At 39.7% G+C, this 13,491-nt stretch carries 6 protein-coding genes; all 6 read left to right on the top strand.

Annotated elements, in window-relative coordinates; genetic code table 11:
- The first annotated feature begins 254 nt into the window (after nucleotides 1–254).
- The gene (locus AC1RJ8_RS02180) at nucleotides 255–3,254 is read left to right on the top strand and encodes a SusC/RagA family TonB-linked outer membrane protein (RefSeq protein ID WP_492951991.1); all 3,000 of its coding nucleotides are present in this window, start codon (nucleotides 255–257) and stop codon (nucleotides 3,252–3,254) included.
- A 20-nt stretch (nucleotides 3,255–3,274) separates the two neighbouring features.
- Entirely contained in the window at nucleotides 3,275–4,909 is a 1,635-nt protein-coding gene (locus AC1RJ8_RS02175) for a RagB/SusD family nutrient uptake outer membrane protein (RefSeq protein ID WP_492951992.1), read from the top strand.
- Nucleotides 4,910–5,763: 854 nt separating this feature from the next.
- The gene (locus tag AC1RJ8_RS02170; protein ID WP_492951993.1) at nucleotides 5,764–8,997 is read left to right on the top strand and encodes a SusC/RagA family TonB-linked outer membrane protein; all 3,234 of its coding nucleotides are present in this window, start codon (nucleotides 5,764–5,766) and stop codon (nucleotides 8,995–8,997) included.
- Between the two features lie 23 nt (nucleotides 8,998–9,020).
- Nucleotides 9,021–11,024 carry a RagB/SusD family nutrient uptake outer membrane protein gene (locus tag AC1RJ8_RS02165; protein ID WP_492951994.1) on the top strand — a complete coding sequence of 668 codons (2,004 nt, stop codon included), beginning with the start codon at nucleotides 9,021–9,023 and terminating at the stop codon, nucleotides 11,022–11,024.
- Between the two features lie 28 nt (nucleotides 11,025–11,052).
- Nucleotides 11,053–12,252, top strand: a complete 1,200-nt coding sequence (locus tag AC1RJ8_RS02160) for a DUF5000 domain-containing lipoprotein (RefSeq protein ID WP_492951995.1) — start codon at nucleotides 11,053–11,055, stop codon at nucleotides 12,250–12,252.
- A gap of 20 nt (nucleotides 12,253–12,272) precedes the next feature.
- Nucleotides 12,273–13,466, top strand: coding sequence for a DUF4998 domain-containing protein (locus tag AC1RJ8_RS02155; protein WP_492951996.1), 1,194 nt, complete (start codon nucleotides 12,273–12,275; stop codon nucleotides 13,464–13,466).
- The last annotated feature ends 25 nt before the right edge of the window (nucleotides 13,467–13,491 follow it).

Raw genomic sequence — 13,491 nt, 5'->3', positions numbered from 1 at the left:
CGTTTAAAAATCTTAATAATAGGGGTTAAAGGCCAAATTTTAACAAAAAGTAACGATTTAACCCCTACTTATTACCGTATTACCCCTCACTCCATCGGGGTAATAAGTGGTTACTTTGTTGTAATCAATCCATCCCTATTCATGCACGGTTTCTACATCAGGTCAGATTAATGTTTAACAAATATTTTTTTGCTAAACTACCCTTGAATCACGTTAGCGGTTCAATTATATAACTAACCAAATAATCATAAAAAATGAAAAGAAAACTACTAGACACATCTAAGTGCGCGGTAATATTTTTGTTTGCCTTGATCCTATCCTTAGGTAAATCAAACAAGTCCATTGCACAAACCACTACTCAAATCTCAATTTCAGGAAAAGTAAAAGATAATCAGGGTAACCCCATTCCAGGTGCCTCCATTAGTGTTAAAGGAACTAATAGGGTTGTTGCCAGCGATGCCAATGGAAATTTTAAAATAACAGCCCAAAAAGGAGAAAATTTAGTCATCACTTTTGTAGGTTATGTAACCAATACAATATTGGTTGCCAATGAAACACAACTCAGCATTACCCTAGCAGAAGATAAGGGTAAGAACTTAGAAGACGTAGTGGTGGTAGGTTATGGTACCCAAAAGCGTTCAGACATTACCGGTGCAGTGGCTTCAGTTCCGAAAGAACGTTTATCACAACTTCCGGTTACCAATGTTTTGCAGGCTATCCAGGGAGCTGTAGCTGGGGTAAATATCACCAGTGGCTCATCTGTTCCAGGGAGCCAACCAGCAGCCTCTATCCGTGGTCAAAATTCCATTACAGCCGGTACAGGGCCATTTGTGGTTGTAGACGGGGTACCATTGAGCAAAACCGGGGGTTCCTTAAACGATATCAATCCTAACGATATTGCCTCAGTAGAGATATTAAAAGATGCTTCATCAACCGCAATTTATGGTACTAATGGTTCTAATGGTGTTATCCTTGTTACTACTAAAAGAGGTAATACGGGCAAACCTACCATTAGGTACAATGCTTACGCGGGGGTAGAAAATATTGCCCATATTTTAAAGCCGAGAACTGGTGCAGAATACCTTCAAAAATATGCTGATTATTTAAAGCAAATAAATCAGCCACAAACCAGCCCGGTTCCTAATTTTGGAGAACTTGCTTATTATAATTCAGGTACAACTACCGATTGGGTAAAAGAAGTTACACAAACCGGAGTAATGCAAGATCATAATTTAAGCATTTCTGGTGGTAGTCAAGATGTAAAATATTTTATATCAGGAGGTTATCTGGATCAAAAAGGCCCGGTAAAAGGTTATCAATATAACAGAACAAGCTTAAGATCTAATTTAGATGTTAATATTACCGATTATTTAACTGTTGGTACGTCCCTGTTTTTCACTGGAAATAATTACGATGGAGGGAGAGCAAATTTACTTTTTGCTACCGCAATGAGTCCATATTCGCCAATTTACAACGATAAAGGCGAATATAAAATATATCCGATGGATCCAGAACAGCTTTACACCAATCCTTTGCTTGGTTTAGTTACCGATCGGATCAGCAGAAGTACCAACTTAAATGGAAATGGTTATGCCGAGGTTAAGTTCTCTGGCGTTTTAAAAGGATTGAAATATCGTTTAAATGGTGGCTATACTTTCTTTCCAGAAAATACAGCAAGTTACACAGGTAGAAAAGCAAATGATATGCTCGGTACTGCCAGAACGTTTTATGCCCAAACCAACAGCTACACATTAGAAAATATACTTACCTATACAAAAGATATTCAAAAACACCATTTCGATTTTACTGGTTTATATAGTGCCCAACAAAGAAAATATACCAATACAACAGCTGGTGCGGTAGGATTTGTGAATGATGAGCTTTCATATAATAGATTAAGTGCAGGAGCAACGCAAACCAGTGATTCTTATGCCGATCAGTATCGTTTAAACTCGCAGATGATCAGGGTTAATTACTCTTATGATAGCCGTTACTTATTTACAGCAACAGCACGAAGAGATGGTTCATCAGTATTTGGGGCCAATACCACAAAATATGGTATTTTTCCTTCAGTAGCGGCAGGTTGGAACATTGGCAGAGAGGATTTTATGAAAAATGCTTCGTTTGTAAATAACCTTAAATTAAGAGGCTCTTATGGTAAAACAGGTAACGAGGCGGTTGGTGTTTACCAAACCATTACTACAGAAGGTGCATTGCGTTCACCTTTTAACGGTTTAAGTACTATTGGTGTTGCTCCTAATAATTTAGGGAATGCCAACCTGCACTGGGAAAGTACTACAACTGCTAATATAGGTTTAGATTTTTCTTTATTTAAAGATCGTGTGAGTGGAACATTGGATGTTTATAGTGGCAAAACAAAAGATTTATTGTTAAATAGAAGTCTGCCGATTATAACGGGTTATTCGAGAATTCTTGATAACCTGGGTAAAGTAGAAAATAGAGGTATTGAACTAAGCATAAATACTAAGAACATTACCAACGGAGATTTTAAATGGGAAACTTCAGCAAATTTTACTGCAAACAAAAATAAAATCGTTGATCTCTATGGAGATGGAAAAGATGATTTAGGTAACAGATGGTTTATCGGCAAACCAATAAGTGTTGTTTATGATTATAGAATGACAGGTATTTGGCAAACAGGAGAAGATGCATCAAAGCAAGATCCTGGTGCTAAGCCGGGCGACTTAAAATTTGCAGATCTTAATGGTGATGGTGTAATTACTGCAGATAAAGACCGCGAAATAATTGGTCAGCGTGCTCCCAAATGGACAGGTGGCTTAACCAATACTTTCCACTACAAAAACTGGAACTTAAGTGTGTTTATTCAAACAGCACAAGGTATCACCAGAAACAATACCGATTTAAATTATGGCGATGAAACAGGTAGAAGAAATACACCTGCCGAAATTGGCTATTGGACGGCTAGTAATCCAAGTACAACACGTCCAGCGCTATCTTATAATAACACCAGAGGCTACGGCTATGCTTCAGACGCTAGCTATACCCGTATAAAAGATGTAACGGTGAGTTATGTTTTTTCTCCTAAAATTATGGAAAAACTCCATCTTGGTAGTTTAACGCTCTATGCCAGTGGTAGAAACCTGTACACCTTTACCGATTGGATCGGGTGGGATCCTGAAAACGATTATGCAACCCGTGGATCGGGAGATTGGACTAATAATTATCCGTTAACACGCTCTTTTGTGTTTGGAGCAAATATTTCTTTAAAATAATTTACCTCTAAAAAAAGATCATGAAAAAATTAAAATATATACTGTTTTCTTGTCTTGCAGTTGCATTAATGTTTTATTCTTCCTGCAAGAAAGCCTTTTTAGATGAAAAACCATATTCGAGTTATACTCCAATTACCCTGAACGATTCGTTAGGTTTTGAAGCCTCTTTAATTGGTTTATACAACCATGTAAGTACAATTTATTCGTACTCAGATCAGCAGGGTTGGCCAAGTGTTTGGCAGGTAGGTACTGATGTGGCCAATGCTACAACAAACCAGCAGGGTGTTGAGGTTCCTTATTACGATTATACACAGTTAACACCTACCGATGGGGCTGCTGCATATATGTGGAACAGGAATTATATCCTGATTAACCTTTCTAACGTAATTATTGATGGTATAGAAAATCCATCTGTAGGTGCAATTAGTGCAAAGGGTAAAGCGGCAATAAATGCAGAGGCTAAGTTTTTTCGGGCCTATGCCTATAATACGCTGGCTACACTTTATGGCAGAGTTCCTTTAATTAAAAATGCGCTTACCGCACCTAAAACTGACTTTGTTCGAGCTCCTTTAAATGAGGTTAACGATTTTATTATAAATGATCTGCAGTTTGCAGTTGCAAATTTGCCAGATATTGAAGCAGTTAAGTCGAATACAAAAGGCAAAATGTATGGCCGTGCAAATAAATTTATGGCAATGCAGCTACTTGCTGAAGTATATCTTAGGACAGGTAAAAATGATTTGGCCGAGCAACAGGCACTAGGTATTATAAACAGTGGCAAGTTTAGTTTAAACAAAGCCAGATTTGGAGTTAAAGCAAGCCTTCCCGGAGATTATTATTCAGATTTATTCGTTTATGGCAACCAGCGCCGATCTCAAAATAATAGAGAGGTTATCTGGACATTGGAGCAAGAAAATCCATCGAGCGTTGTAGGAGGAATTACCAATAGTCCTCAGCAAAGAAGGGTATGGGGAACCGGATATTATGCCATTCAAGGAATGATACTAGCCGATTCTTTAGGTGGCAGAGGATTATCTAGGTTAAGATTGAGCAATTGGTTTCTGTATAGCTTATATAAACCTGGTGATATTCGTAACTCGCAATACAATGTGAAAAGAAGATTTTATTACAATGATCCTGCTAATGCCAAATTTGGCCAGATTATCCCTTACACCGGACCTGATACTTTATTTAAGATTAATCCTTCTATCACCAAATGGAATCAATTCGATCCTAACGATACCTTTGGCTTTGCAATGATTAAGGATTTTATCCTGATGCGCCTCGGAGAAACCTATTTACTGCTTGCAGAGGCCCAGTTTAAACAAGGAAAACTGAGTGATGCTGCAGCTTCAATAAATGAATTAAGGAAAAGAGCATTTGCCGATTATCCTACCAGAGGACAGGTACAATCTTCTGATATTAATCTTAATTTTATACTGGATGAACGTGCACGCGAGCTTATTGGCGAAGAAAACCGGAGAATGACTTTAATGCGTACAGGTACTTTGGTTGACCGTGCCATCACATTAAATAGTAACGATGCTGCAAAACCTTTAAAAGGCTTAACTGCAAAAAACTTATTGTTACCTATCCCATTAACCGAAATTCAGTTAAATAAAGATGCGCTTTTAGAGCAAAATCCAGGTTATTAGTAACGTTTAGTTAGCTGATTAATACTGCTCTTCAGGTCCTTTTGAAAAGAAGGATCTGAGGAGCTTTTTTGTTCCTAGCCTTTTTAACCAAAGTCAAATAACACAATTCTTTATATTCATTTCTGTTTAAAAAACGAATTATCCTATACCGAAGCGTTACCTAAAACCAGCATCAAAAGAAGCCATATTTAACCTGTTTCTTTAACCTTTATTTTTTGCAATTAAACGTTGTATTGACGTTTAATTGTTGACTAAAAAGTGTTAAAACCGTTAAAATGGCCAAAAAATAACAATTTAACCCCTACTTATTACCGTATTACCCCTCACTACGACCGCTTTTTTTATAGTTAATTTGTTTCAACCAAGTATAAGAATATTAGATCGATCCAGATTATTCCAGATTAACTACCTGGAATAAATAATGGATGCAGCAAATTTAGAGCGGCTGTATCCTGTTTTTAGAAGCAAAACCTAAACCTTTAACCGATCATGAAAAGATTAAAACAACCAAACAAATACCCCCATTACTGTCTAACAAATTGCTGATTGAAGGTTTGCTTGAAATCAGTATTACCCTTAACAAATTATTCATCCTTAATCCCAAAATTATGAAGAAAGCTAAATCTACTCAACATTCCGTTTTTTTAAACCTCTGGCAAAATAAAATAACATTAGTGCTTTTTATAAAAGCACACTAACCAAAACCAATTGCCAGGGATAAGGGCATTGTGCTATTTCCCAAACCATACTGACGAATATTTCGATTGGATAACTACCTAATGCCTCTACGAGTGCAATATGATGGTAATCTATCTGGCCTGATATTGATGTGCTAACCAATTTAAACCATTTTTATGAAGAAAAAATTACCGAAGAAAATCCCGCTCCATCAGCAGGGTATTGCTTTTAGATCAATCTTGCAGCTTTTGATCTATTTCGTGATTACAGTTTCCTGCCTAACCGCATCTGCACAAACAGATGTAACGGTAAGAGGCGTAGTAAAAGATACCGTTGGCGGTTTGCCAGGTGTAAATGTTAAAGTTTCGGGTACCAATCGTGGAATATCAACCGATGAATTTGGACGTTATACCATAAAATTACCAAGAACAGGTAAATTATTGTTCTCGTTAGTGGGTTACAAACCCAAAAATGTTGCCATTGCCAATTATGATAAAAATGCCGAAGGTGTTTATGTAATTAATATAACACTGCAGTCTGATGCCAACTCTTTGGATGAGGTAGCGGTTGTAGGCTTTGGTACACAGAAAAAAACAAGTGTAATCAGTTCTATTACGGCCATTAATCCGAAAGAGCTTAAAGGCCCAACCAGTAACTTAACCACCATGATGGCAGGAAGGGTTGCCGGTATGATTGCTTACCAGCGGAGTGGCGAGCCAGGCGCAGATAATGCACAGTTTTTTATCCGTGGTTTAGGTACTTTCGGTGCTGGTAAACAAGATCCATTAATCCTGATCGATGGTATCGAATCAAGCCAGAACGATATGGCACGTTTGCAGCCTGATGATATTTCTTCCTTTAACGTACTTAAAGATGCTACAGCATCGGCCGTGTACGGTGCCAGGGGAGCTAACGGAGTAGTACTCATTTTAACTAAATCTGGTGTTGCAGGACAAACAAAATTTGGGTTCAGGGCCGAATCTTCATTATCGTCAAATACAAAAAACTTTCAGTTTGCCGATAACGTTACCTACATGAAACTGGCCAACGAAGCGGCATTAACGCGGAACAGGCTGGCCATATTGCCATATCTGCAAACCAAAATAGACGCTACAGCAGCAGGCGAAAACGAATTACTTTACCCTAACAACAACTGGATAGAGCAATTGATTAAAGATTATACCATCAACCAAAGGTATAACCTCAACATTTCGGGCGGTGGTACCAAAGCAAGCTATTATATCGCTGGTACTTATAATATTGATAACGGGGTATTAAAAGTTGCCGATCTAAATAATTTTAATAGTAATATCAAGTTAAAGAATTATTCCGTCCGTTCTAACGTAAACATTAACCTTACCAATACTACTGAAGCTATTATCCGTGTTTATGGTCAGTTTGATGATTATACGGGGCCAGTAGGTGGCGGCGGTGCAACCTTTAACAGGGCAATTTGGTCTAACCCGGTAATGTTCCCTGCAGTTTATCCGGCAAGTTTGTCGCCTTTTAGCAACCACCCTTTATTTGGTAATGCCATTTCGCCAAGGGGCGGGCTATATATGAATCCTTATGCCGAAATGGTAAAAGGTTATCAGGATAAAAATGCTTCGACGCTGCAAACGCAGATTGAAATTAAGCAGGATTTAAAATTCATTACACCTGGTTTAACCGCTAGAATGATGAGTTATGCCCGTAGATATTCGTATTTTGATATTTCACGTGCTTATAATCCTTTCTATTATTCTGCTACTGAACAGCCAGACAAATCAATCGGACTTAGCCTCATCAACGGTGGGGGTGCACTATCTATTGGTCCGGTAGGTACCGAATATTTAGGTTATTCAGAAGGAACAAAAGATTTAAATTCTACATTTTATGCAGAGTTTTCAGCCAACTACAACCGTACTTTTAAAGAGAAACATGCGGTAGGGGCTATGTTGATTACCACCATGAGGAATTATCTGGCCGCAAACCCAGGTAGTCTACAGCTTTCTTTGCCATCGCGTAACCAGGGGGTATCAGGAAGAGCTACTTACGGTTACGATAACCGTTACCTGGCCGAGTTTAACTTTGGTTACAACGGTTCGGAGCGTTTTGCCGAAAATAACCGTTTTGGTTTCTTCCCGTCGTTTGGTTTAGGTTATATCATTTCGAACGAAAGTTACTTTAAGCCTTTAACCAGTGTAATTAACAGTTTAAAACTGAGGGCTACTTATGGTTTGGTAGGTAACGATCAGATTGGTAATGCTGCCGACCGCTTCTTTTATCTTTCGGAAGTAAACATGAACAATGGCACATTTGGTGCAAGGTTTGGAGAGGATGGCTTGTACTACCGTGATGGTATTTCGATATCGCGCTATTCAAATCCTTTAATTACATGGGAGCGATCGAAACAAACCAATATTGGTTTAGACATGACCTTGTTCAATAGTTTAAACCTAACCTTCGATATTTATAAAAACGAACGTTCGAACATTTTAACCGACAGGACATTTATACCAAGCACCATGGGCTTACAGGCTTCTGTAAGGGCCAACACCAACAAGGCGGAAAGTAAAGGTGTCGATTTTTCTGCCAGTTATAACAAGTCTTTCAGCAACAACATGTTCTTGCAGCTGCGCGGTAACTTTACCTACGCTACCAATAAAATCTTAATTTATGATGAACCTTCATTTAACGCCAATGAAACTTACCGTTACCACATTGGTTTGCCTACTACCCAGGCATTCGGTTACATTGCAGAGCGTTTGTTTATTGATGATGCAGAAGCTAAAAACTCGCCGGTTCAGTTTTCGGGCGTACCAGGCTTAGATTATGGTGGAGGTGATATCAAGTACAGAGATGTAAATGGTGATGGTATTATCAGTGATGTAGATCAGGTGCCAATTGGCTTACCTACCAGTCCAGAAATTGTTTATGGTTTTGGCGGTACGTTTGGTTTTAAAGGTTTCGATATATCGGCATTTTTTCAAGGCTCGGCAAGGTCCTCATTTTTCATCAATCCAGGTAATATTTCTCCTTTTGTACTTAATAACGAATCTGGCAATCCTAATGTTACGCAGAACGGATTACTGGAAGTTATTGCCGATAGTCACTGGTCTGAGCAGAATCGCGATAGTTATGCATTCTGGCCACGTTTAAGCCCTAATTTTGTAAACAACAATACCCGTACCTCAACCTGGTGGATGCGCAATGGAGCATTTTTAAGGTTGAAAAGTGTGGAGTTGGGCTACAATCTGCAAACCAAACTGCAGAAAAGACTGGGTTTAAGCAGTGCGCGTATTTACGCTAACGCTACGAACCTTGGGGCCATAAGTGCCTTCAAACTATGGGATCCTGAAATGGGTGGAAACGGCTTGGGCTATCCTGTTCAAACCGTATACAATTTAGGTTTAAATGTTTCATTCTAACCATTGAGCTTAAAAATAACAATATGAAAATCAATAATATTTTATTTCGAAAATACACGGCAAAGGCAGGTTTAGCCAAATTAACACTGGCAGCACTGGTTATCGTTTTATCGGTGAGCTCTTGCAAAAAATACCTCGATATCGTTCCCGATAATGTGGCTACGATCGATAATGCCTTTACTTTAAGGAACGAAGCAGAAAAATACCTGTTTACCTGTTATTCTTTCTTACCCAAAGATGGAGACCCCTTGTTAAATGCCGGTTTTATGGCAGGTGATGAAATCTGGACTTCGCTGGATGAAAGGGAATTTATTTCTTATGGCTGGAGAATGGCCAGAGGTGGACAGGGAGCAGAAAACCCATATTTAGATGCATGGAATGGCCGCTATCAGGGTGGTGGTCACGTTTACAACTACAATGATAATCCTGGCGGAGATTATGGTTTATTTAAAGCCATCAGAAACTGCAATATCTTTTTGGAAAATGTACAGGACCAGAGTAAAATTCCTGATCTGAGTTTAAACGAACGCCAGCGTTGGATTGCTGAGGTGAAATTTTTAAAAGCGTATTATAATTTCTACCTGCTACGGATGTATGGTCCGATTCCGATTATCGATACAAACTTAGGCATCAGTGCCAGCGAAGATGAAGTACGGGTAAAGCGGATGCCTTTTGATGAATGTGTAAACTATGTATCGGGTTTGCTGGATGAGGCTATTCCGGGTTTGCCGCAAATTATTACCGATAAAAGTACCGAACTGGGGCGCATTACCAAACCCATTGCATTGGCCATTAAAGCCAAGCTTTTATTAACAGCCGCAAGTCCTTTGTTTAACGGTAATACCGACTACAGTAACTTTAGGGATAAAGACGGGGTAATGCTGTTCAATACCGCTTACGATGCCAATAAATGGAAAAAAGCTGCCGATGCGGCCAAAGCAGCTATTGATGCTTCAGAAGCTGCCGGCTTTAAGCTGTACCAGTTTCCGGGTACTACTTTCAAACTATCGGATACTACACTTAGGCAACTTACCATTAAGGGAGCAGTAACGGAGCGTTTCAATGCCAACCTGGAGCATGTTTGGGCAAACCCAAACAGCAGAACTTTCAATATGCAGCGGGTAGCAATGCCGCGTTTGGCTTTAACGGTTGTAGTAGGTAGCGCAAGGCAGCAACTGGCCCCGCCTTTAAAAATTGCTGAAATGTTTTACAGCAAAAACGGAGTGCCCATTAACGAAGATAAAACCCTCGATTTTACCAATAAATATACGCTGCGTACCGCAGTTAAAAGCGAACGCTTTTACGTAAAAGAAGGTTATACCACTGCAAGGATCAATTTCGACAGGGAGCCAAGGTTTTATGCCGATTTAGGTTTTGATGGCGGAATCTGGTATAAATACGATAGCCCGACCAATTCGGATGAAGGTACTTTCGTATTAGAAGGTAAATCTAACCAGGTGGCAGGTGCAAACAACTTCGGCTGGTACAACGAAACAGGTTATTTTATCAAAAAACTGGTCGATTGGAACATGATTAACGGTACAAATGGTGCCAGTTACCGCGATTATCCATGGCCACAGGTAAGATTGGCCGATCTTTATCTGATGTATGCCGAAGCATTAAACGAAAGCCTGGCAGCACCATCGGCTGATGTTTACGAATACATTAACCGCATCAGAACAAGGGCTGGTTTACCAACCGTACAAAACGCATGGACCAACTTTTCAAACAACCCGGGTAAATACACCACAAAAGATGGCATGCGCGAAATTATCCAGCAGGAGCGATTGATTGAAATGGCATTTGAGGGAAGCCGTTACTGGGATATTAAACGATGGAAACGTGCTGCAGAAATGTTTAATCAATCTATTACCGGATGGAGCGTTTACCAGCCAACTGCCGCTGAATATTACCGTGTTAGAACCATTTTTAACCAGAATTTTGTGGCCCCGCGCGATTATTTATGGCCCTTAAGAACTTATGATTTAACTGTAAACCCAAAACTGGTTCAAAACCCAGGTTGGTAGTATTAACTGATGATTAAAAATATTCGATATGAAAAGAATAAATAAAAACCTCCTGTTATTCCTGTTAAGTTTAACCATAGCCTTTTCAGGCTGTAAGGAGGATGAGTTAGGCCCGTTGGAAAATAATACCACGCCGCCGGGTAAAGTAGCCAATGTTTCGGTTACCAATGGTCCGGGCAATGCCAGCATTACTTTCAGCTTACCCGCCGATAAAGATTTGCTGTATGTTAAAGCGGTTTATTACCTGGCAAACGGGCAGGAAATGGAAGTAAAAACATCTTATTATGGCAATACTTTATTGGTGGAAGGCTTTGGCGATACCAACGAACACGAAGTGAAAATTTATGCGGTAAACAGGAGTGAGACTTCTTCCGAACCAACTATTGTTAAGGTTAAACCGCTCGAAAATCCCATTTGGGGTGTTTACCGGAGCCTTAAGGCAGTAGCTGATTTTGGTGGTTTAAATTTTAAAGGAAGTAATCCATCCAAAGCCGACCTGGCCATAGAGGTTTTGATTTTATCGAAGGGCAAGTATGTGCCTACCGCTAAAAACATTTACACCTCGGCAATAGATATCGATCAATCGGTAAGAGGATTGGATACCCTGAGCCAGAAATTTGCCATTACCATACGCGATAGGTGGTTAAATTATAGCGATACCCTTTTTACTACCTTGAAGCCGCTTTATGAAACAGCGCTTCCAAAATCAGGCTACAAAGAAGTTATTTTGCCAACCGATACCCCACAGGAATATAGCGGTACTGGTGTAGCTAAAATGTGGGATGGCAACATTATCGACTGGCCGAGCGTATGTTTAACCAAACCATCGGTACTTACCCCGCAATGGGTAACCTTCGATTTAGGTAAAGTGGCAACCATGAGCCGTATTGTAGTATGGAATTATCCAGAATACTTAAATGCCGGCCGTACCTATTATTATGGTGGTAATTTAAAAGATTTCGAAATCTGGGGAACCGATAATCCACCGGCCGATGGCAGTTTCAACAACTGGGTAATGTTAGGTAAATACAGCTCTACAAAACCTTCTAAAAGTGCTTATGGTGTGCAAACCAGCGAAGATTATGCTTTCGCAAATGCTGGTATCAGCTACAATTTTGCTGTGGGCCTGAAAAAGGTGAGGTACATCCGCATTAAATCCATTAACAATTGGCAGGGTAATACATTCATGAGCGTATCAGAAGTACAGCTTTATGGCGATCCGAGATAATTACTAAACAGCATTTAGAAATGAATAATCAAAAAACATATATCAGAACCCTAAAACTAGCTTTTATGTTCGCATGGGCAGGTACTTTTATGGCCTGTACCAAATCTGATGATTACAAAAAGTTTACCGAAAAAGGCGAGATTTCTTATACCGGAAAGTTAGATTCGGTAAAAATAATGTCGGGGAATAACAGGGTATACATCAGGGGCTTATTTCTTTCCGATCCGAAAGTAACCCAATGCAAAATATTCTGGAACAACAGGGCCGATTCGGTAGTAATACCTGTAAAGAAAAAATACGCTACCGATACGCTGAAATATTTTGTAGAGAACGTACAGGAAGGCGTGCAGAACTTCCAGATTTATACTTACGATGCAGCAGGAAATAAATCTATTCCGGTATATAAAACCGGAAGATCTTATGGCGCAAGGTATCAGTCATCGTTGTTTAACCGGCCTATCGAATCGGCATTTACCAACGCCAGTGGTGCAACAACCATTACCTGGCAGGGCATGGATCGTTTAACCGGGGTATTTGCAACAGAAGTAGAGTACACCAGCTTAAGTAATGTAATTAAAAAAATCAGGACCAAAATCGATGAAACCACAACGGCCATACCGGATATTAAACCCGGTACAAGTTTAAGGTACCGTACCCTGTTCCTGCCCGATACCGTTTCTATTGATACCTTTTCTACCGCTTTTCAAACACAGCGTGTAGGTGCTGATATTACGGCAACCTATTTTAAGAACAAGGGAAATCCCTTTATTGCTGCTGCAAGCGGTGGCAGGTGGCGTAATATCGCTGACTGGACGGTTACTGCAAATGTTAAAAACCACGGTGGTTTAGGAGGATGGTGTTCTGATCAGGGAGGCTGCCTTGCCATGGAAATGGGCTGGGACGGCACTGCACAAATTACCAATGGTAAAATATACCAAACTTTTACGCTTCCGGCGGGCAGTTACAGTTTCGAAATTACCATGGCCAAAAATGAAGCAAAGGATCCGGTTTACATCGTAGCAGCAGCTGGAAATACCCTGCCCGATGTAGCCGATGTGTCCACATCATTAGGCTATACCAATTTTGCGAATAACAAGTTTCAGTTTACTTTAACCCAATCAACAACAGTTTCACTAGGCTTTCTCGCCACAATGACGACAGCATCGGGTAATCAGTTTTGGATTGTAAAAGAAGTAATGCTTAAATCACTTTAGCAGTTTTTTTTAAGTTAATTTCTTA

The organism is Pedobacter sp. GW822-FHT03F06 (assembly GCF_058801365.1).
Note: the sequence above shows the minus strand (reverse complement) of the source record. Positions and strands in the feature narration are given on the sequence as shown.